General features: G+C 68.2%; 19 protein-coding genes. 8 read left to right on the forward strand and 11 right to left on the reverse strand.

Annotated elements, in window-relative coordinates; translation table 11 throughout:
- Window positions 1-94: 94 nt before the first annotated feature.
- From hpt to dacB, 4 genes are all read right to left on the reverse strand, one after another.
- Entirely contained in the window at window positions 95-634 is a 540-nt protein-coding gene (gene hpt / locus ACFXJL_RS29160) for a hypoxanthine phosphoribosyltransferase (protein ID WP_329027685.1), read from the reverse strand.
- Window positions 635-807: 173 nt separating this feature from the next.
- Window positions 808-2,001: a tRNA lysidine(34) synthetase TilS gene (gene tilS / locus ACFXJL_RS29165; protein WP_384697240.1), complete on the reverse strand. Its 1,194-nt coding sequence runs from the start codon at window positions 1,999-2,001 to the stop codon at window positions 808-810.
- 269 nt (window positions 2,002-2,270) lie between these two features.
- Window positions 2,271-3,401, reverse strand: coding sequence for a zinc-dependent metalloprotease (locus ACFXJL_RS29170; protein WP_358876594.1), 1,131 nt, complete (start codon window positions 3,399-3,401; stop codon window positions 2,271-2,273).
- A gap of 378 nt (window positions 3,402-3,779) precedes the next feature.
- Window positions 3,780-5,183, reverse strand: a complete 1,404-nt coding sequence (dacB, locus tag ACFXJL_RS29175) for a D-alanyl-D-alanine carboxypeptidase/D-alanyl-D-alanine-endopeptidase (protein ID WP_384697243.1) — start codon at window positions 5,181-5,183, stop codon at window positions 3,780-3,782.
- Between the two features lie 182 nt (window positions 5,184-5,365).
- On the opposite strand from dacB, the gene ACFXJL_RS29180 reads away from it, so the two are divergent.
- Both ACFXJL_RS29180 and ACFXJL_RS29185 read left to right on the forward strand, forming a co-directional pair.
- Window positions 5,366-5,860 carry an inorganic diphosphatase gene (locus tag ACFXJL_RS29180; RefSeq protein ID WP_250921645.1) on the forward strand — a complete coding sequence of 165 codons (495 nt, stop codon included), beginning with the start codon at window positions 5,366-5,368 and terminating at the stop codon, window positions 5,858-5,860.
- 199 nt (window positions 5,861-6,059) lie between these two features.
- Window positions 6,060-7,814 (forward strand): threonine/serine exporter ThrE family protein, encoded by a 1,755-nt coding sequence (locus ACFXJL_RS29185; protein ID WP_384636209.1) that lies wholly within the window; start codon window positions 6,060-6,062, stop codon window positions 7,812-7,814.
- Window positions 7,815-7,884: 70 nt separating this feature from the next.
- Here the strand turns inward: ACFXJL_RS29185 and ACFXJL_RS29190 are convergent, their stop codons facing one another.
- The gene (locus tag ACFXJL_RS29190) at window positions 7,885-8,589 is read right to left on the reverse strand and encodes a DedA family protein (RefSeq protein WP_384697246.1); all 705 of its coding nucleotides are present in this window, start codon (window positions 8,587-8,589) and stop codon (window positions 7,885-7,887) included.
- A gap of 288 nt (window positions 8,590-8,877) precedes the next feature.
- Between ACFXJL_RS29190 and ACFXJL_RS29195 the strand changes: the two genes are divergently transcribed.
- The 3 genes from ACFXJL_RS29195 (at window position 8,878) to ACFXJL_RS29205 (ending at window position 11,449) form a co-directional block, all read left to right on the forward strand.
- The gene (locus tag ACFXJL_RS29195) at window positions 8,878-9,246 is read left to right on the forward strand and encodes a YbjQ family protein (protein ID WP_329021756.1); all 369 of its coding nucleotides are present in this window, start codon (window positions 8,878-8,880) and stop codon (window positions 9,244-9,246) included.
- Window positions 9,247-9,387: 141 nt separating this feature from the next.
- Complete coding sequence (locus ACFXJL_RS29200) at window positions 9,388-9,891, forward strand: FBP domain-containing protein (RefSeq protein WP_358876597.1); 504 nt, start codon at window positions 9,388-9,390, stop codon at window positions 9,889-9,891.
- A 121-nt stretch (window positions 9,892-10,012) separates the two neighbouring features.
- Window positions 10,013-11,449 carry a glutamate decarboxylase gene (locus ACFXJL_RS29205; protein WP_384636205.1) on the forward strand — a complete coding sequence of 479 codons (1,437 nt, stop codon included), beginning with the start codon at window positions 10,013-10,015 and terminating at the stop codon, window positions 11,447-11,449.
- 60 nt (window positions 11,450-11,509) lie between these two features.
- On the opposite strand, the gene ACFXJL_RS29210 is transcribed toward ACFXJL_RS29205, so the two are convergent.
- Window positions 11,510-12,151 (reverse strand): PadR family transcriptional regulator, encoded by a 642-nt coding sequence (locus tag ACFXJL_RS29210; protein WP_329021751.1) that lies wholly within the window; start codon window positions 12,149-12,151, stop codon window positions 11,510-11,512.
- A gap of 60 nt (window positions 12,152-12,211) precedes the next feature.
- Between ACFXJL_RS29210 and ACFXJL_RS29215 the strand changes: the two genes are divergently transcribed.
- Window positions 12,212-12,940, forward strand: coding sequence for a bleomycin resistance protein (locus tag ACFXJL_RS29215; protein WP_384697250.1), 729 nt, complete (start codon window positions 12,212-12,214; stop codon window positions 12,938-12,940).
- Window positions 12,941-12,991: 51 nt separating this feature from the next.
- Here ACFXJL_RS29215 and ACFXJL_RS29220 read toward each other — a convergent pair whose 3' ends face one another.
- The 3 genes from ACFXJL_RS29220 to ACFXJL_RS29230 all read right to left on the reverse strand — a co-directional run bounded on the left by ACFXJL_RS29220 (window position 12,992) and on the right by ACFXJL_RS29230 (window position 16,134).
- Window positions 12,992-13,540 carry a DinB family protein gene (locus ACFXJL_RS29220; protein WP_384636198.1) on the reverse strand — a complete coding sequence of 183 codons (549 nt, stop codon included), beginning with the start codon at window positions 13,538-13,540 and terminating at the stop codon, window positions 12,992-12,994.
- 164 nt (window positions 13,541-13,704) lie between these two features.
- Window positions 13,705-15,162, reverse strand: a complete 1,458-nt coding sequence (locus tag ACFXJL_RS29225) for an aldehyde dehydrogenase family protein (RefSeq protein WP_358876601.1) — start codon at window positions 15,160-15,162, stop codon at window positions 13,705-13,707.
- A 72-nt stretch (window positions 15,163-15,234) separates the two neighbouring features.
- Window positions 15,235-16,134: a helix-turn-helix domain-containing protein gene (locus tag ACFXJL_RS29230; protein WP_383532498.1), complete on the reverse strand. Its 900-nt coding sequence runs from the start codon at window positions 16,132-16,134 to the stop codon at window positions 15,235-15,237.
- Window positions 16,135-16,456: 322 nt separating this feature from the next.
- Between ACFXJL_RS29230 and ACFXJL_RS29235 the strand changes: the two genes are divergently transcribed.
- Window positions 16,457-16,963 carry an ATP-binding protein gene (locus tag ACFXJL_RS29235; protein ID WP_384697254.1) on the forward strand — a complete coding sequence of 169 codons (507 nt, stop codon included), beginning with the start codon at window positions 16,457-16,459 and terminating at the stop codon, window positions 16,961-16,963.
- Between the two features lie 464 nt (window positions 16,964-17,427).
- Here ACFXJL_RS29235 and ACFXJL_RS29240 read toward each other — a convergent pair whose 3' ends face one another.
- Window positions 17,428-17,670, reverse strand: coding sequence for a DUF397 domain-containing protein (locus ACFXJL_RS29240; RefSeq protein ID WP_329027681.1), 243 nt, complete (start codon window positions 17,668-17,670; stop codon window positions 17,428-17,430).
- A gap of 553 nt (window positions 17,671-18,223) precedes the next feature.
- On the opposite strand from ACFXJL_RS29240, the gene ACFXJL_RS29245 reads away from it, so the two are divergent.
- Window positions 18,224-18,772, forward strand: coding sequence for a hypothetical protein (locus ACFXJL_RS29245; protein WP_384697257.1), 549 nt, complete (start codon window positions 18,224-18,226; stop codon window positions 18,770-18,772).
- Between the two features lie 32 nt (window positions 18,773-18,804).
- On the opposite strand, the gene ACFXJL_RS29250 is transcribed toward ACFXJL_RS29245, so the two are convergent.
- A complete protein-coding gene (locus tag ACFXJL_RS29250) occupies window positions 18,805-20,847 on the reverse strand; it encodes an FUSC family protein (protein WP_358876604.1) in 2,043 nt (680 codons plus the stop codon).
- Window position 20,848: the final 1 nt, after the last annotated feature.

The raw sequence follows: 20,848 nt of genomic DNA on the forward strand, positions 1-20,848 counted from the left end.
ACCGTGACCGCACGGTACGGCTGACAAACCCGCCCTCCCATGCTCCAACGGCGCGAGACGGGCCATGGTTCCCGTTGGCCCCGCCCCTCCTGGCTCAGCCGCCGTAAACGTGGGGCGCGAGCGTACCGACGAAGGGGAGATTGCGGTACTTCTCCGAGTAATCAAGCCCATACCCAACGACGAACTCGTTCGGAATGTCGAACCCGATCCACTTCACGTCGATCGCGACCTTCGCCGCGTCCGGCTTGCGCAGCAGTGTGCAGACCTCGATGGAGGCCGGCTCGCGCGAGCCGAGGTTGGAGAGCAGCCAGGACAGGGTGAGCCCGGAGTCGATGATGTCCTCGACGATCAGGACGTGCTTGCCCTTGATGTCGGTGTCGAGGTCCTTGAGGATGCGGACGACGCCGGAGGACTGGGTACCCGCGCCGTAGGACGACACGGCCATCCAGTCCATGGTGACGGCGCTGGAAAGGGACCGTGCCAGGTCCGCCATCACCATCACTGCGCCCTTGAGGACACCGACGAGAAGCAGATCCTTGCCCGCGTACTCAGCGTCGATCTTCGCGGCGAGCTCCGTCAGCTTCGCGTCGATCTCTTCCTTGGTGATGAGCACCGACTGAAGGTCGGTGCCCATGTCCTTCTCGTTCACGCGGTCGCTTTCTTTCGAGCGGGTTCCGGGGCTGCCCCGGTTCAGCACGGCCTGGCGATCCGGGGTCCGGGCGTGTCCCCGGGCCCAGCGCGGTGCGTGCCTGGGCTCAGGGAGCGTTCCCGGGTGACCTCAGCCGCTGTGCTTGTGCCGCGACTGCGTCAGCCTTGCCGGATGACAAGTCTGCCACTCTGCCGGCGCGCCTCGACGCGGCCGGGCAGATTGATGCCCCCCTGACCCCGCCAACCGGTGATGAGCCGATCGACTTCCTCGATGTGACGGGCGAAGAGCGAGCCGGCCGGCGCACCCGCCTCGATCACGGCCCGCCGCAACACCCGGCGCCGGACGGCGGGCGGCAGGGCGTAGAGCTTGGCGCATTCCAGTTGGCCGCTGTCGTCCCGTACGGATGTCTCCGCGTCGGCGGCCCAACTGTCGAGGGCGTCCGCGTCGTCACGGGAGAGTTGCGCGGTACGTGCCAGGGCTTCGACGACGCCCTTGCCCAACGCCTTCTCCAGGGCCGGCAGGCCCTCGTGACGCAGTCGGGAGCGGGTGTACGCGGGGTCGGCGTTGTGGGGGTCGTCCCAGACGGGCAGCGACTGCACCATGCACGCCTTGCGTGCGGTCTGCCGGTCGATCTGGAGGAAGGGGCGACGGTAGCGCCCGTAGGAGCCGGAGACGGCCGCCATTCCGGAGAGCGAGCGGATACCGGAACCGCGAGCGAGACCCAGCAGGACGGTTTCCGCTTGGTCGTCGCGGGTGTGACCGAGGAGCACGGCGGCGGCGCCGTGGCGTTCGGCGGCCTCGTCGAGGGCTGCGTAGCGGGCGTCCCGGGCGGCGGCTTCGGGGCCGCCTTCGCGCCCCACTTCCACGGTGACCGCTTCGACGGGGTCGAGTCCCATCGAGGAGAGCCGGACCGCCACCTCGGCGGCACGCAGGTCGGAACCGTCCTGGAGGCCGTGGTCGACGGTGATGCCGCCGGCGCGGACGGAGAGTTTGCGGGCCTCGAAGGCAAGGGCGGAGGCGAGGGCCATCGAGTCGGCGCCGCCGGAGCAGGCGACGAGCACGAGGGGCGGCTGTCCGGCGGGGGTGGCACAGCCGGGGTGGAACGGGGCCTGGTCGCGGGAGCCCGAGCCGAAGGAGCCGGAGCGCGCCGCGGGGCTCGCGGCTCCGGAGGGCGCCGCAGGCACGGAGGCGGTGGCACAGGCGGCAGCAGCCGCGTGGCTCAGGCGCGTCGCACGCTCGGCGGGTTGGGCGGGGGTGCCCTGCGCGAGGTGGGAGGAGTATTCGTTGAGTACGTCGTGGAGTACGCGGCGGACCGCCAGGCGTATCGCCGCGACCGCTGGATGGGGACCCATGTCCGGTGCCCTTCGTGGAGAGGATGGGGGGTGCCTCGGTCGAGTCGGAGCGGGAGCTTCGGAGCTTCGAGGTCTGATGTTTCGGTGGTTCTGAGACTCGAACGCTTCCGAGTGGGAGAAAGTCACTCAGAGTGCGTCGATGGTGACAGAACCGAGCCGTTCCCCGAGCATCGCACGCCTATCTACGGGCTACGGTCCCTCGGATGGGTGATGCTGCGCCCTCCGGGGGGCGTCCCCCGACCCCCTGAGGGCGCACGGCCCTCCGCCGCCTAGGAGTCTGCCTTTCGATGCACCCGCGCAACCCAGTCGGCGGGTTTGGCGATCTCCGACTTGGTCGGGAGGGTGTTGGGAGAGGTCCAGACCCGGTTGAAGCCGTCCATGCCCACCTCCTCCACAACGGCCCTGACGAAGCGCTCTCCGTCGCGGTACTGGCGCAGCTTCGCATCGAGGCCCAGGAGCTTGCGGAGCGCCTGGTCGAGTCGACTCGCTCCGCGGGCCCTGCGCTGTTGGAACTTCTCCCGGATCTCGGCCACCGACGGGACCACGGCCGGGCCCACGCCGTCCATCACAAAGTCGGCGTGCCCTTCGAGCAGGGACATCACGGCGGTGAGCCGGCCGAGGATCTCGCGCTGTGCCGGCGTCTGGACCAGTTCCACGATGGAGCGTCCGCCGTCGTCCCGCTCGCCTTCGGGACGCGCACCCGACAGTGATTGGGCGGCCTCACGGAGGCGTTCCAGGACCGTCATCGGGTCCATCTCCGTCTCCCCGAGGAAGGACTGGATCTCCCCTTGCAGATGGTCGCGCAGCCAGGGCACTCCGGTGAACTGCGTGCGGTGGGTCTCCTCGTGCAGGCAGACCCAGAGCCGGAAGTCATGGGGGTCGACGTCGAGTTCCCGCTCGACGTGCACGATGTTGGGGGCGACCAGCAGCAGCCGTCCGCCACCGTTGGCACCTGCCGGCAGATCACGGGTGGCCGGCGCGAATGTCTCGTACTGGCCGAGGACCCGGGAGGCGAGGAAGGACAGCAGCATCCCCAACTCGACACCGGTGACCTTGCCCCCCACTGCGCCCAGCATCGCGCCGCCGGGGCCGCCTGAGCGGCGGTCCTGCATCTTCTCCAGCAGGGGTTTCAGCAGTTCGCGGAAGCCCGCGACGTTCGCCTTGATCCAGCCGGCCCGGTCCACCACCAGGACGGGGGTGTCCTCGGGCTGATGGCTCTCGGGGATCATCCGGGTGAAGCCCCGTACATGTTCTTCGGAGGCTTTTGCGTGTCGCCTTAGCTCGGCGACGACCGCACGCGCCTCGTCCTTGCTCACGTCAGGCCCTGGCCGCACGAGGCGGGTCGCGGTCGCCACCGCGAGATTCCAGTCGACCATCTCGGCACCACCGATGCTCGTCATGCGTCAACCGTACGTGGTGGGTCCGGGCTGCGGTGAGGTGATGAATGCCGCCTGGTGGAACGGGTGAGCGGCGGCGGGGGCGGATGGGCCGCGGTGGGACGCGGGCGGTTCGGCCGGCCGGGGCCGTGTCGGCGGGGCGGGATCAGGTCCGGCAGAAGGATGCAGCCCATGCCAACAGACCACGCAATAGACCACGCGACAGACCACGACAACAGACACCGACACCCGTAGCAACGCCGGCACCGGCACCGCGGGGGTACGCGCGTCCGGCGGTCGGGCGGATGGCTAGTGGATGCCTGTCCGCACCTGTCTGTGCTCGGTTCTGTGCTCGTTGGTGCTCGTTGGTGGTTCACCGTCCCCCGCAAGCACCATGAAGCGCTACGAGATGAGGGCCGTCGCAAGCCGGTCGAGCGCCGGTTGGGCCTCGTCGCGGGAAGGGGTCTTGCCGGCGAGGAAGGCGAAGGCCAGGAGTCGACCGTCGGCGGAGACCACCGTTCCGGCCAGTGAGCTCACACCGGTGAGCGTCCCCGTTTTGGCGCGAACCAGCCCTGTCCCGGGGGATGCGTCCGCGTATCGGGATTCGAGCGTCCCACTGAATCCGGCGATGGGGAGCCCCGTGAGGACCGATCGCAATTCGGGCTTCGAGGGATCGGCCGCTCGGCTGAGCAGTGCGGTCAGGAGGCGCGCTGAGACCCGGGCGGAACGGTCGAGTCCGCTGCCGTCGGTCAGCCGTGCCCCCGTCAGGGGCAGTCCGAGGCCGGCCAATCGCTGGTGCACCGCACGTCCACCACCGGCGAAGCTCGCCTCCTGTCGGGAGGCGAGCGCAGTCTGTCGGGCGAGTGCCTCCGCAAGGTCGTTGTCGCTGTCGGTCAACATCCGTTCGACCAGGGCGGAGAGCGGGGCGGACATCACGCGCGCCACGGGTTCGGCCGTACGGGGCACCACGGTGGCGGCCGGCTTGGTGATCACTCGGATCCCGCGCGCCTCCAGCAGTTGTTCGAAGGCACGGGCCGCGGCGCCCGCGGGGTCGGCGACCCGTTCCGAGTCGCCGGTCGCGGTGGGGTCCTTGCGCCCCTGGTCGACCATGAGCGCGGTGACGGGGGCCAGGTTGCCGTTCTTGCCGATGCGGTGTCGGACCGGCCCCCGGTAGAGGGACTTGTCGTAGGTGAGCCGCACGGCCGTCGCCGACCGTTGGCGCAGAACGGTGGCGGCACGGTCGGCGAGAGTGGCGAGGGCGGACTGGCTCAGCGTGGCATCACCGCCCCCGACGAGGGTCAACTCCCGGCCGTCGGCGGAGAGCACAGCGGTGGTGGGGATGCGGTGATCGGGCCCCAACGCGGCCAGGGCCGCAACAGCGGTGGCGACCTTGACGGTGGATGCGGGCGCCATCGGTTTGGCCGCGTCCTGCCCGAAGACCTGTCGTCCCGTCGAGACATCGACGACGCTGGCCGTGCGGAGCGGTCCGAGGCCAGGGTCGCGCAGGAGGGTGCCCAACTCATTGCCGAGCCCGACGACGGGCTTCCCGTCGGCCGGCCCGGTCGTGGCTCGAACGGTACCGATCGCGGTGAGCACACCGGGTGCGCTGGGGGCGGGTGCGGGCCGTTGGCCGACCGGTCGGCGGTGATCTGCGCCACCTGCCGTACTCCGTGCAGCCGCCCACTGCTTTTCGGCCTTACGCTGGCCGGAGTCCCAGGGACCGGCCGCGGCCACCGCCCCGGCGGCGAGGGCCAACCCCACCACGGCGGCGCCCGCGGCGAGCTGCCACGTCTTGAGCACCGGCACCTCGACCAGCCCCTTTCGCGATCACACACCTGCGTGAGGGACACTTAATCACCAGAACTGCGTCTTGCCGCGAGCACGGCACCCCCGGTCAGGGCCATCGGCCACTCGTCTGGGGGTCCGGGGATGTCCCCGGGAGGGCACAGCATCACCGGACGTATGTGTTGATCATGGAGGAGCCACCCGTGGAGTTCGACGTCACCATCGAGATCCCGAAGGGTTCGCGGAACAAGTACGAGGTGGACCACGAGTCGGGTCGTATCCGCCTGGACCGTCGACTCTTCACCTCGACCAGTTACCCGGCCGACTACGGCTTCGTCGAGAACACCCTCGGCGAGGACGGCGACCCGCTGGACGCGCTGGTCATCCTGGACGAGCCGACCTTCCCCGGCTGTCTGATCAAGTGCCGTGCCATCGGCATGTTCCGCATGACCGATGAGGCGGGTGGCGACGACAAGCTGCTCTGCGTACCGGCCTCCGACCCGCGCGTCGAGCACCTGCGCGACATCCACCACGTGTCGGAGTTCGACCGCCTGGAGATCCAGCACTTCTTCGAGGTCTACAAGGACCTTGAGCCCGGCAAGTCCGTCGAGGGCGCCAACTGGGTGGGCCGGACCGAGGCCGAGGCCGAGATCGAGGCTTCCTACAAGCGCCTTGAGGCGCAGGGCGGCGCACACTGACACCGCGGCACCACGACGCCACCACGGGCGGGACACCCTTCGGGGGTGTCCCGCCCGTGGTGCGTGGGCAGCAGATCACCTGCGTACGGGCCCGGGGGCGGGATGCCGCGGAAGCGGGGCGACGCCTCAGCGCGCCTTCGGGTTCGCGCACATACTGGCCCTGAACCGGCATTGGCCGAGGGAGTGAGGACGGTACGTGGTGGCGGAGCCGGAAGGTCGAGGTCCACGGGACCCCGGGCCACGGGGTCCGGAGGACGCACGGGGGCAGGACCGCCGTGGCCGGGACGGCACATGGCGGTCACCGCAGGTCGCCGATCGACAGGGCTCGGAGAAGCCCCTGTCCGACGAGGCCCATTCGGCCTTCACCCCGCCTGCCGGTTTCGGCGTTCCCGAAGCCCCGGAGGAGGACCAGCCGACGTCGGAGTTCTCCGTTCCGGCCGGTACGACCGCCGAGGTACCGATCGAGCAGGAAGGTTCCGCCTTCGCTCCCCCCAGCACGTACAGCGCCCGGCACTCCCCACCGGCCTTCACTCCGGCCCAGGGCATCGCCGAGGTGCGGCTGGTCAAGGACGCCCCCTGGCAGGACCGGATGCGCACGATGCTGCGGATGCCGGTGGGCGAACGGCCCATCCCGGAGACCGCCCAACGCCATGAAGAGGGCGGACCGGCCGTCCCGCGGGTGCTCGACCTGACCCTGCGGATCGGCGAACTGCTCCTCGCGGGCGGCGAGGGCGCGGAGGACGTCGAGGCCGCGATGTTTGCGATCACACACTCCTACGGGCTCGACCGCTGTGAGCCCACCGTCACCTTCACCCTGCTGTCCATCACCTACCAGCCCTCCCTGGTCGACGACCCGGTGACCGCCAACCGGACGGTTCGCCGCAGGGCGACCGACTACACCCGACTGGCCGCCGTCTACCGACTGGTGCACGACATCAGCACCCCCGAGACCGGGGTGACGTTGGAGGAGGCGTACCGCCGGCTCGCGGAGATACGCCGCAATCGCCACCCGTACCCCGGTTGGGCACTCACGGTGGCCGGCGGTCTGCTGGCAGGAGCGGCGTCCGTCCTGGTCGGCGGCAATGAGCTGGTCTTCCTGGCGGCGGCGATCGGGGCCATGCTCGGTGACCGGTTGGCCTGGCTGTTCGCGGGGCGTGGGCTGCCGGAGTTCTACCAGTTCGTGGCCGCGGCCATGCCCCCCGCCGCGATGGGGGTCGCCCTCACCCTGTCTCCGTTCGATGTGCGGGCCTCGGCGGTGATCACCGGTGGACTGTTCGCCCTGATTCCCGGACGCGCCCTGGTGGCGGGCGTCCAGGACGGCCTGACCGGCTTCTACATCACGGCGGCGGCGCGACTCCTGGAGGTCGGCTATCTGATCGTCGGGATCGTGGTCGGGGTGTTGAGCGTGCTCTATCTGGGGCTCGCGTTGGATGCGAGCCTGACCCCCGAGACCGCGGTGCACGCCATCGAACGCCCCGAGGTCCAGTTGTTGGCCGCGATGGCGCTGTCACTGTGCTTCGCCGTGCTGCTCCAACAGGAGCGGGACACGGTCTTGCTGGTGACCTTGAACGGCGGGGTCGCCTGGGTGGTCTACGGCGCGCTGGCGGACACGGCGGACGTGCCACCGGTCGCGGCGACGGCCGCGGCAGCGGGGCTGGTGGGCCTGTTCGGACAGATGTTGTCGCGCTATCGATTTGCTTCCGCACTGCCCTATGTCACGGCGGCGATCGGACCGCTGTTGCCCGGTAGCGCAACGTACTTCGGTCTGCTGGCCATCGCCCAGGGCGAACTGAACACCGGCCTCGCGTCCCTCTCGAAGGCCGCCGCGCTGGCCCTGGCCATCGCGATCGGGGTGAACCTGGGCGGTGAGATCTCCCGTCTCTTCCTGCGGGTACGCGGTGGCGCCGAGCTGACGGAACCGCGACGGGCGGCGAAGCGGACCCGAGGCTTCTAAAAACGCACGGTCCCCGCGTACGAGTCGTACGCGGGGACCGCAGCGGAAGGCCAACGAGAGGCAGCAGCGCTCAGCGCTTGGCGTGCCGACCGCGCTGCACCGGGCCCTGACCGCCTTCGTCAGGGGTGACGGCAGTGGCAGCAGCGGCCTTCTTGCCCTGGGAGCGGGCGCGCAGCACCTCGATCACGATCGGAAGCACCGAGAGCAGCACGATCAGGATGAGGATCTTCTCGATGTGCTGGTGCACGAAGTCAATCTTGCCGAGCATGGCGCCCAACAGGGTCACGCCCGCGCCCCACAGCACACCGCCGACGATGTTGTACGTGATGAACGAGCGGTAGTTCATCCGGCTGACACCGGCGATGATCGGGGTGAACGTCCGCACGATGGGGACGAAGCGCGCGAGGACGAGCGACTTCGGGCCGTACTTCTCGAAGAACTCGTGGGCCTTCTCGACGTTCTCCTGCTTGAAGAGGCGGGAGTCGGGCCGCTTGAAGAGGGCGGGGCCGACCTTGCGCCCGAAGAGATAGCCGACCTGGTCCCCTATGACGGCCGCGAGGACGATCAGGGAGCAGATGGCCCACAGGGGCAGGGTGCCGAGCGTGCCCGTGGTCACCAGCAGACCGGTGGTGAACAGCAGCGAGTCACCCGGCAGGAAGAACCCGATGAGCAGACCTGACTCGGCGAAGACGATGACCAGGACGCCGATGAGGCCGAAGGTGTTGATCAGGTAGTCCGGGTCCAGCCAGCTCGGTCCGAGCGCGAGGGTAGTCACGAGGTCCTGGCTCCAATGAGTCAGAGATCTGCCATAGATCGGTGATCGGGGGATCGGCGAAGACAGCCGCCGACCCACGCTATCAACGCATCGGCCCTGCTAGGCGTTCCAACGGCCCCCTCAGGATGCACTGTGCCAGCACCGGTACAAAGCTGTGCGACAGAGGTTCCTCGGTAAAGCCCCAAAAAGCGTTCAAAGTCCAACGAAATCCCTTGGGGCCGAAGGGACGGTTGGTCGATGGGGGAATCCCTGAGCACGGGAAATCCCCCACCAAGGAAGGCGGACGGCATGGGCATCGACGACTTCGGCGGTGGACAGGGACCCCACCCGGACGTACTGGTGGTCACCACCAACGATGTGCCCGGGTACGAGGTGCGGCAGATCATCGGTGAGGTCTTCGGGCTCACGGTCCGCTCCCGCCATCTGGGGAGCCAGATCGGAGCGGGCCTCAAGTCCATGATCGGCGGCGAGCTGAAGGGGTTGACCAAGACGCTGGTGGAGACGCGCAACCAGGCGATGGACCGACTCATCGAGCAGGCCAGGGTGCGCGGAGCCAACGCCGTGCTGATGTTCCGCTTCGATGTGACGGAGGCGGCGGACGTCGGCACGGAGGTCTGTGCGTATGGCACGGCGGCGGTGATCGCACCCCGCGGCTGACCGGCTCGGCCACCGTCCTTCACTCCACCGGCGTGTGACGGGTCGCTGACCGGTGCAGCAGCACGGTTGGTGCGCCGGGCGAGCGGCTGGGCAGCAAAAAACCCGATGTCATCCACCGGTGGGCTTGGGTACGGTCCCCCAGTGGACCCGTTGACCGAAAAGCAGATCCGTACGTCCCTGGTGAACTGCTCCAAGGGCGAGGCGGGCCGGCTCAAGCTCCCCGCTGACTTCCATGAGCTCACCTGGCAGGACCTGGACTTCCTGGGGTGGATCGACCCGGCCGCGCCGTTGCGCGCGTACATCGTCGTCCCGCGCGCCGAGGGCCCACTGGGCATCGCACTGCGCGTACCCGCGGCCAGTCGGACCAGCGCGGTCAAGACCAGTCTCTGCGGCATCTGTCTCACCGGCCATGCCTCATCGGGCGTGAACCTGCTGGTGGCGCCCCTCAGCGGGGCCCGGGGGCGCGACGGCAACACGGTCGGGCTCTACGTCTGTGCCGATCTGGCCTGCTCGCTCTACATCCGGGGCAAGCGGCAGCCGAAGCTCCGTATGACCCGGTACGAGGAGAGCCTGACCCTCGCCGAGAAGTCCGCCCGGAGCCTGGACAACCTCAACGCGTTCATCGCGAAGGTCACCGCCGACTGAGACAGAGACAGCCGCCCGGGGACGGCCCCGGGTGGCCGTCCCGCGTTGCGGGCCTGGTTTCACCGTACGAGCCTGACCGGAGGGAACACCGCGACGCGGCTACCGGAAGGCGGCTTGGCTGATGTCACTCCACAGGGGCGCCGACAGCACACGGGGCAGCGGGTCGACTTCCGACGGGGAACCACGCAGTCGCATGCTCAATCCCTTCTTCGGTGAGGCCGACCCCGTCAGCGGAATGACGTCCGCACCGCCCACCCACCGGTTGCCGGACGGGCCCATGCCGCCGATGACCGCCTATCGGATCGTCCACGACGAACTCATGCTCGACGGGAACGCCCGGCTCAACCTCGCCACCTTCGTCACCACTTGGATGGAGCCGCAGGCCGGGGTGTTGATGGGTGAGTGCCGGGACAAGAACATGATCGACAAGGATGAGTACCCGCGGACGGCGGAGTTGGAGCGGCGCTGCGTCGCGATGCTCGCGGACCTCTGGCACGCACCGGACCCCGCCGCTTCGGTCGGCTGTTCCACCACCGGCTCCAGTGAGGCGGCGATGCTCGCGGGGATGGCGCTCAAACGGCGTTGGTCGGCTCGCAACGCCGACCGGTACCCGGGGGCCGCCCGCCCCAATCTGGTCATGGGCATCAACGTCCAGGTGTGCTGGGACAAGTTCTGCAACTTCTGGGAGGTCGAGCCCCGGTTGGTGCCGATGGAGGGCGACCGCTTCCATCTCGACCCGCAGGCAGCGGCGGACCTCTGCGACGAGAACACCATCGGTGTGATCGCCGTGCTCGGCTCGACCTTCGACGGGTCGTACGAGCCGGTCCAGGAGATCTGCGCCGCACTGGACGCGCTCCAGGAGCGGACCGGGCTGGACGTCCCGGTCCATGTGGACGGTGCCTCGGGCGCGATGGTCGCGCCGTTCCTCGACGAGGACCTGATCTGGGACTTCCGGCTGCCCCGGGTCTCGTCGATCAACACATCCGGGCACAAGTACGGCCTGGTGTACCCGGGTGTCGGCTGGGCGCTGTGGCGTTCCCAGCACGAACTCCCCGAGGAACTGGTCTTCCGGGTGAACTACCTCGGCGGCGACATGCCCACCTTCGCCCTGAACTTCTCCCGCCCCGGCGCCCAGGTCGTGGCGCAGTACTACACCTTCCTGAGACTGGGCTGGGAGGGCTATCGCGCGGTGCAACAGGCATCGCGGGACGTGGCCTGCAAGCTCTCGGACCAGTTCGCATCGATCGACGAGTTCCGGCTGCTCACCCGGGGCGACGAACTCCCTGTCTTCGCCGTGACCACGGCCCCCGGAGTGAAGAGCTTCGATGTCTTCGACGTGTCCCGGCGGCTGCGCGAGCAGGGCTGGCTGGTTCCCGCGTACACCTTCCCGAAGAACCGGGAGGACCTGTCCGTACTGCGTGTGGTGTGCCGCAACGGGTTCTCCGCCGATCTCGCCGATCTGCTGGCCGAGGACCTGGACCGGTTGCTGCCTGAGTTGCGCAAGCAGCCGGGTCCCTTGGGTACGGACATCGCGAAGGCCACCGCCTTCCACCACTGAGCGGGGCGCGCGCCCGTCGACGCCTGTTCAGATGCGGGCCAGAGCCGGCGACCAGGGGCGCTACCGCGCGTCCTCGGCGTGGACCTCGCCCGTCGCATAGGGGTTCTCCTCGCCCTCGGCGAGGACCCCGCGGAACGGATCGCCCTCGCCTTCGAAGGTGTACGCGCCGCGCTCGATGCGCTCGATCAGACCGCGCGTCCACTCGGCTCCGAAGTCGGCGGACGCCACCCAGAGGCTCATGATCTCCCCGATGTGTCCGAGCGACTCGGGGCCGGCTTCGGGCGTGTAGTACTCGGTGACGGAGGACCGCCAGTCCTCGATTCCCCGGATCCGCTCCTCCAGGAGCTCCACCGCCTCGGCGCGGGGGAGGTACACGATGAAGCCCACCGCGGCCGACAGCACGTCGAGCCGCTGGTCATAGGCGGTCAGGGACTCCCGGAGCAGCCGGAAGAACTCCTTCGACCCCTGCTCGGTGAGTTCGTACTCCGTACGCGGCGGGCCGCCGACCGTGGAGGGTGCCACCTCGTGGGCGCGCAGCAGATCCTGCTTCGCCATCTGCTTGAGCGCGTGGTAAATGGAGCCGGGCTTGGCGTTGGACCACTCGTGTGCGCCCCAGAACTCCAGGTCGTTGCGGACCTGGTAGCCGTGCGCCCGTCCGTGCTGGCGCACGGCTCCGAGGACCAGCAGACGGATCGCTGACATCGACCGAAACCCTTCTCTACAACTTTGACTAGTGTATTCAAATTTGACTACGCTGCAAGCATGACCGAGAAGGCCATCCCGCTCCTCCCGTGCCGCTCAGACCTGATCCAGGCGGTGGTCGATTTCTACACCGCCCTGGGATTCGAGACGACCTTCCGCCAACAGAGCCCCTATGCGTACGCCGTGGTCGAGCGCGGCTCGATCGAGCTCCAGTTCTACGGCATGAAGGGGTACGACCCCGCCGCATCCCACTCCGGTTGCTACCTGCTCACCGATGATGTGGACGGACTCCACGCGTCCTTCCGCGACGGCCTCAAAGCCGACCTCGGCAAGGTCCCCACCCGCGGTCTTCCTCGCATCGGACCGCTCAAGGACATGTCCTACGGGATGCGCCAGTTCCTGATCACCGACCCCACCGGCAACACCCTCCGCATCGGCCAGAGCACCGGCACGGACGGACACCATCGCCCGGCGCCCAAGGACACCTTCGGCCGGGCCCTGCACACCGCTGATCTCTTCGCCGACTCGAAGCAGGACCTAGCGGGAGCAGCCAAGATCATCGATCGCGTGCTCGGGCTGACGGACGAACAGCCCACCGCGCCCCAACTGCTCAGGCTGCTGGTGCTGCGCGGCGACATCGCCCATCGCCTCGGTGATGCTCCGCTCGCACAGCGGCTGTTGGAACGCGCGGCCTCCGTCCCGCTGACCCCGGAGGAGCGCACAGCGGTACGGGACGCTCTGGACCGGCTGGCGGTACTGCACACCGCGCCGGGGACAGCGGACCGATAGACGGGGCGGGGCCCTGTCCGGACTCGTCCGAGCCAGGGCCCCCGAAGGTCCCTATCCTGCGGCCGACTGCCGCTCCAGGGCCACCAGGTCGAAGGCCGATGCGCCGTCGAGGGACTCCCGGATGATGTCCGCGTGGCCCGCGTGGCGCGCGATCTCCTCCACGAGGTGGATCATCAACCACCGCATCGAGACCCGACCGTCCTTGGGGAACCAGGGGGCTTCGGGCAGCGGGAAGGTGTCGTCCAGGCTGGGCACGGACCGGATGAACTCCTCGGTCTCCTGCGCGACCGAATCCCAGAAGGCGAGCACGCCCGGAATCGACTCGTCGTCGACCAGACGGAAGCTGTCCGCCCAGGTCTCCTTCGTGTGCTGCCTCTCGTTGGGTCGCTGCTGGGCCAGTCGCAACCAGTTCAGTTCGCCTTCGGCCACATGCTTGAGCAGGCCGGACAGCGACAACTCACTGGCACTGGGACGGCTCGCCGCCTGTTCCTCGGTCAGCCCCATGACCGACCGCCGAATCGCCCCTCGCTGCGCCTCGACGAAGAGCAGCAGTGCTCCGCGCTCGTCGCCCGGAGTCTCCGCGGGTACGTGAGTGACCATGGGTCCGCCCTTCCGGCCCCCGACGGGAACCTGATTCTCCAGGAGAGGCCGATGCCTTCCCGATGACACCGCAAACACTAGAAGGCATTGAGGACAGCTCCGGTCCTCAATGCCTTCAGAGCGTGTCATCCCAGGAGGGCCCTGGGGGACGGGAGCCGATGCGGTCAGAACGGGAACTGCGAGCGACCGTGCTGCACCGAGATCCACTTCTGGGTCGTAAACGCCTCGATCATCGACTCACCGTTCAGCCGCCCGCTGCCCGAGTGCTTCTCCCCGCCGAAGGGGACGATCGGCTCGTCGTGCACAGTGCTGTCATTGATGTGGATCATGCCGGTGTGGATGCGCTTGGCGACCCGGACACCCCGCTCGATGTTGGCGGTGTGCACCGCACCGCTGAGCCCGTACGGAGTGTCGTTGGCGATCCGGACCGCCTCGTCCTCCCCGTCGAACGGCACGATCAGCGCCACCGGTCCGAAGATCTCCTGTCCGAGGACGGGGGAATCGGTGGCGATGCCGGTCAGCACCGACGGCCCCACCAGATTGCCTTCGGCAGTGCCGTGCAGCAGAGCGGTGGCGCCCGCCGCCACGGTCTGGGCCACCAGGGACGTGACCGCGTCGGCCTGCCGAGGATTGATCAGCGGGCCGATGTGGGTCGCGGGATCCGAAGGGTCGCCCACCTTGAGCGTCCGCACCTTGGCCACGAACTTCTCGGTGAACTCCTTCTCCACCGAGCGGTCCACCAGCACCCGATTGGCCGCCATGCAGACCTGGCCCTGATGCACGAATCGGCTGAAGACAGCCGCATCCACTGCATAGTCGATATCCGCGTCATCGAGGACGATCAATGCACTGTTTCCGCCAAGTTCCAGGATGGCGCGTTTGAAATTCGCGGCACAGACCACGGCGACGTGTTGGCCGACCCTGTCCGACCCCGTGAAGGAGATCGCCTTGGGGACCGGGTGCTCGATCAATGCATCGCCGATTTCGGCTATGTCCGTGATCACGACATTGAGCAGTCCTGGCGGCAGGCCCGCGTCCTCGAAAACCTTGCCCACCAGGGAACCACCACAGATCGGCGTGTTCTGATGCGGTTTGAGGACAACGGCATTGCCGAGCGCCAGTGAGGGCGCGACCGATTTGATCGACAGGAGGAAGGGGAAATTGAAGGGGCTGATCACTCCGACGACCCCGACGGGCAACCGGTAGACGCGGTTCTCCTTGCCGTCCACCGGGGAGGGGAGGATCCGGCCTTCGGGCCGTAGGGCCAACTGGATGGCCTCGCGCAGGAACTCCTTGGCGAGATGCAGTTCAAAGCCGGCCTTGAGGTGCGTACCACCGAGTTCGGCGATGATCGCCTCGGTGATCTCCTGTTCCCGTTCCTCGATGATGCGCAGAGCATTCTCGAAGACGGCCCGCCGACTGTAGGGGCTGGTCTCACCCCATGCCACCTGCGCACGCTCGGCAGCACGGTACGCCTGGTCCACCTCCGCGGCCGTGGCCACGGTAATGGATGCGAGCTTCTCCCCGTCGTAGGGGTTGAAATCGATGATGTCCCAGGAGCCGCTACCGGGCCTCCACTCGCCATCGATGTACTGGTAGGCCAGATCGGTGAACAGGGACATAGGACTCGATTCCTCACCCGTCGTCGGAACCTCACATAAACGTGCCTGATGACACGTCACTATACTTGCGCTTTATGTGAGTTGGAGTAGACCACGGAGGACATCGCGACTCTCGGCCGGGTCCGGACTGTCCTCTTGCAGTCTCTTCATCACCCGTTCGTACTGGGCGACTTCTTCGCGCTTGTCCAGATAGAGCGCACTGGTCAACTGCTCTAGATAGACGATGTCGGACAGATCCGATTCGGGGAATCGAAGCATGGCAAAGGAACCACTCTCGCCCGCATGACCACCGAAGCTGAAGGGCATCACTTGGAGAGTGACGTTCGGCTGCTCCGAGATCTCGATCAGATGCTTCAACTGCCCCTGCATCACAGCGCGATCCCCATAGGGCCTGCGCAGTGCGGCCTCGTCGAGCACCGCATGGACTTCGGGCGGGCGCTCCGAGACGAGCAGCTTCTGACGCTCAAGGCGCAGTGCGACACGTCGATCGACGTCCGCCTGACGGGCACCCGGCTGACCGCGGGTGACGACAGCATGGGCGTACGCCTCGGTCTGGAGCAGTCCATGGACGAACTGCACCTCGTAGAGCCGGATGTGTGAGGCGGCGGCCTCCAGTCCTACATAGGTCTGGAACCAGCCAGGGAGCACATCGCCGTAACTGTGCCACCAGCCGGCCACATTGGCCTCTTTGGCGAGGCCGAGCAGGGACTCGCGCTCCACGTCGTCGGCGACCCCGTAGAGGGTCAACAGATCCTCGATGTCCCGCGCCTTGAAGCTCACCCGGCCCAACTCCATACGGCTGATCTTTGATTCCGATGCGCGGATCGAGTAGCCGGCTGCCTCACGGGTGATACCGCGCGACTCGCGCAGTCTCCTCAGCTGGGAACCCAACAGGATGCGCCGCACCACGGAACCGCCCCCTGGCCCTGCGGCCCACGACTCGCCTGCGGTCACGACTCCCACCCTCCCCATCCTTCGCCTTTGTCTCGTTCGGTCCGCTGCGTACCTACCTACAGAGTGGGCCACCCCCGAGACCCCAAGTGCGGGATTCTGCCACCAAAACACTTCGGGGCGTACTCATTCAGTTACGGAAATAGGAAGCACTTGGGAAGACCATGAAAGAGTCACGGGAAAGATATAGCCAAGAATCACCATGCAAGGGACAGGTCGGGCGCGTGCACGTGCATCTGCCCTTGCATCTGCCCATCGCATTCGGAACGATGGTCTACACCGCACCTGCGTGCTCGTTCGTGTTGTAGCGCCACAGCCGCGATTGCCCCAGGGAGTGCCTCGCATGGGAACGAATGGATCGACCATGCTCAAGCCGTTAAGGCAGGGCCTTCCTCCGACGGGTCCCTCGCGGGTCTCAAGCTCGGCCTCGTGTTCGCTGTCCGCCCGCTATGAAGCGGTCCGCGGAGCACGGCACTTCACCAGGTCGACACTCCAACAGTGGGACCTGAGTGACCGCTTCGACGATGTGTCACTCGTCGTCTCCGAACTGGTCACCAATGCCCTCCGGCACGCACTGCCCGAAGATGCGGCCGATGACGCCCAACATCCGCCGGTACGACTGCACTTGCTGCGCTGGCCCGGACGTCTGGTGTGCGCGGTGCGCGACCCGAGCCCCGAGACGCCCGGCACGCCGTTCGACGACGATGTGCCCTTCCCGGACCCCCGCGGCACGGCCGAATCCGGCCGGGGCCTGTTCCTGGTGGACTCCTACAGCGACAGCTGGGGGTGGCATCCGCTCGCGGGGGCCCTGCACGGCAAAGTCGTGTGGGCCCTGTTCCAGCTGCACTGAGCCGGTACAGGACCGGGCCGACAAGCCGGGGAGCGGGCCCGGCTTTCGGGGGGCGGGCCCGCTTCTCTCCATCCGTGGGCACTCGATCGGATCTGATGCATCCTCAGCAGTGCTCGACCACGGCTTCAGCGGCGGTGACCGACGGCGCGCGTTGTCAGATGGCGGCGCATATCAGCGCCGACCGGAGCGCGGTCCACGGCATCGGCGCGCGCCGGGCTCCCGGAACCGCCCCATGGCTCACGGCTCCCCCACGTCATCCTCGTCCGACGACGGGTACACCGACTCCCTCGGCGGCGGGTGCACCAGCGGTGACCGCAAGTGGCGACGCCACCTGCGGTCACACGCCGGTGTGCCCGACCGGGTTTCTGTTCTGCGGTGCCGCGGAGGTCATGGGCGGCCCCACCGTAAGGCCCTTCAACTCACCTGCAAACACGGTTTGTTGTCGGACCATGGGCGATGCGGGATCAGCTTCCCGCGATCAGATGGTCAAACTCCCCGTCCTTGACGCCCAACAACATCGCCTCTATCTCGGCAGGCGTATAGACGAGCGCGGGGCCGTCGGGATGGCGGGAGTTGCGCATGGCGACGCCCCCACCGGGCAGTCTGGCGAACTCCACGCATGATCCTTGGGAGTTGCTGTGTCGGCTCTTCTGCCAGACGACCCCATGGAGCTCTGTGGCCGCCATGCCGTTGTACGCGTGGTGCACGAGTCGCTCCCGGGGTACAAGGTGCATGTGTCAACTGTCCCGGATCATAGCTGTGTTTCACGTGCGAATGCATAAGCGTTGGCACGCGCAGATGCACGTGCACGCGGGGTATTGCTTCGGTTACAGCCCCAACCCATTACGGATGAGGGGACGTTGGAGTTCACCGTCCGGGTGTGATCTTTGGCTTCGTGGTTCTCCACGGGCCCGATGGGCCGAGGGGCAGGTCCCGACGCTGGACGGCGTTCGCGTTCGGGCCTTGAGTGTGCAGCGTACTCGGAACACCCCAACGCACCATGCACCGACCGAGAAGGCAATGTGCACCGCCCGGCTCGATACGGGAGTACGGACCGTGGCGACCACCCACTTCGGACCGGGCGCCGACGGGCGTGCAGGTGCACGACCATGCACTCTCGTTGCCCTCGCCGACGCACCTTCCGGACGGCCCTTCGGGTGCGTCTTCCGGACGGCCCTCCGGGTGCGTCTCCCGGATCGAGCCCAAGAGCGCCCCTGATAGCTTGGCGCGGTCGGCGAGGTATCCCAGAGGGGCGGTGACGTGCGCGGACGTTCCGCCACAGCGGCATCGGCACTGGCCTCGGCAGCCCTTCTCCTCACCACCGGCTGCAACGGTGACGACCGAGGTGACACCAGCGGCCCGCACCGCGGTACACAGCCCACGCCCTGGACTTCAGCGGACTCGAACACCAGGGGCGGCCCGGACCCGGAGGGCGAGCAGCGGGGCGCCGACGGTCCTGACATCGCACGCTTGGAGGGTGCCTGGACGGGCACGACCCGGGGCAAGAAGGTGGACCTCGCCATCACGGGCCGAAAGGCCGCCCTCCTCACCGAGGGTCGAGCGTGCACGGGCGAATTGGCCGATCACCGTACGTCGGCGTCAGCGCCGGCACCGACGTCGTCAGCGTCATCACCGCCTTCATCGTTGGGGTCGGCGTTGTCGTTGATGTTGAAGTGCGTCGACGGGAACACCGAGCGGACCATCGGCACGATCGAGTCCGGCGACGGCGCCACACTGGTGATCTCCTGGGCAGCCGGCCTGCAGGACACCCTCCTGAGGGCGGCAGAACAGGCCCTGCCGACGGGCTAGCACCATCCTCATGCCCTCCTCTTGAGGGCCTCTTACCTTCGGACTCCTTCGTCGAGTGCTGTCGTCAACTCCTCCAGCGCCTCGGTGAGGAGGACCGTTCCACTCCCCAACACGGGGTGATCGTCATCCCAAGCTGCCAGTGCCTGCTGGACCCGGTCCCAGTTCAAGCTGCGACGTTCCTTGACCGCCCGCGCCGCCCGCTCGCCGTCCCTGCGCAGTGCGTCGGCGAGCTCCGCGGCGGGTGGAACGGGCACCGCGCCGTGCTCGGGCAGATGGGCCTCCATCAGCATCGCCCCCCGGCCGAACTGCCCCAACGCGTGATCGGCGGACTCGGCAGCCGCCCGGGTGAGCCCCCTGGCGCGCACCGGTTCATGGATCGCCCGGGCCAGCGCCTCCTGCCAGGCGATCCGGGCATCACGGGCATCGAGCAGCGACTGACGCAGATCCTCACCGGGGCGGTCCGCGGGGTTGGCGTAGTGGTCGACGACAGCCGCCGCATAGCGGCAGTCCGCGATCAGCCAGTCCGCGAGCCGATTGCGGAGCCGGGGAGTCTCCCACGCGGGGTAGAGGGCGTACGCCAGCATCGCGAGCAGGCCGCCGAGCAGGGTCAGCAGCACGCGTTCGGGGACGGTCTGTCCCGCTTCCTCGCCCGCCATGCCCAGGAGGAAGACCACATAGGCGGACGTGCAGATGTTGGAGGCGACGTACCCGGTTCGCATGACGAGGTACATGCCGAAGGCGCACAGGATGGCCAAGGCGCAGGAGATCGCCACCCCGGGATGGGCGACCTGCTCGACGGCCGTGGCCAGACCGACCCCGACGAGAGTGCCGCCGAAGCGGGCCACGGAACGGGAGTACGTCTGTGAGAAGTCGGGCCGCATCACCATGACCGAGGTCATCGGCGCCCAGTAGCCGTGTCCGAGGGACAGGGCCGCACCGAGGACGTACCCGGCGCACACCACCACCGAGACCCGAATGGCGTGCCGCAGCACGGGCGAGGCCCAACGCAGCTCGCCCCGCACCGAACGCAAAGCCCCGGGGAGCAGGCTCAGTAGGGACGGCCGGTCGCGAATGGGCCCTTCCTCGGTGCCGTCGCCTTCGGCTTCCTCCACCACGTCGTCGAGCAGGGCGACGAGTCGCAGCGCTGCGCGCCGCGGCGGACCGCTCAGGACGGTGACGGTGTCCGGGGTCTTGAGCGCGGCCATCGCCCCCGCCGGCATACGGACGGGTACGCCGTAGCGGACGGCTCGGGCCGCCGCGTCGAGGAGCGCTGCGGCTGCGGCCAGCACGTCCCGGACTCGCTCGCGTTCCGGGCCTTCGGGCGAAGCACCGACCGCAGGGTCGGCGAGCGAGGCGAGCACGGGTCTGATCCGCTCGGCGACGGCCCGGGTGCCGTGCAGTTCCGCGGGTCTGCGGCGGGCTTCGCGAGGCGTGACGGCGGCGGCGCTGCGGGCGACCATCAGCGGACCGGGGTCGAAGGACGCGGTGGGGTCGTGACGCAGCCGCCGCGCATAGTCGGCTTCGGCCGCGAGCGCGTCGGCGAGCGCGTCGCGCTGGGCGCCCCAGCGCCGTACGGGGAACAGAACGATCAGCGCGGCCTGGACCAGCCCTCCCACCGCGATCATGGCCGCATGGCCGGCGGCCGTCGCCACCGAGGTGGGGAGCGTGACGGTGACCAGCATGATCGCGACATTGGATGCGGCGATGATCCCGGTCGTGGGGCCGATCGCCCACGCAAGTCCGGCGGCGAAGGTCCAGAGGAAGAGAAGCGCGACGAACAGGGGGAGTTGAAAGCCGACCAGATAGCCGATGAAGGTGGAGACGGCGAGCGTGCCACCGGAGATCAGGGCGAGTACGGGACGAGGGCGCCAACTGCGCTGCAGGGTGGCGATCGCGGCCTGGAACGCACCGAACGCCGAGCTGACGGCGACGACGGGACCGAAGAGGGCGAGGGCGGTCCCCACGACCAGGGCCAGTCCGACGGCTCCGCGCAGGGCGACGAGAGGTTCGAGCCGGTGCCGTTCGAGCGTGAGCCCGGAGCGGGTGGTGTCCTTGAGGGCTCGAAGCCAGGTCATG

The sequence above is a fragment of the Streptomyces sp. NPDC059256 genome, assembly GCF_042753785.1.
In the GTDB taxonomy this organism is placed as follows: Bacteria; Actinomycetota; Actinomycetes; order Streptomycetales; family Streptomycetaceae; genus Streptomyces.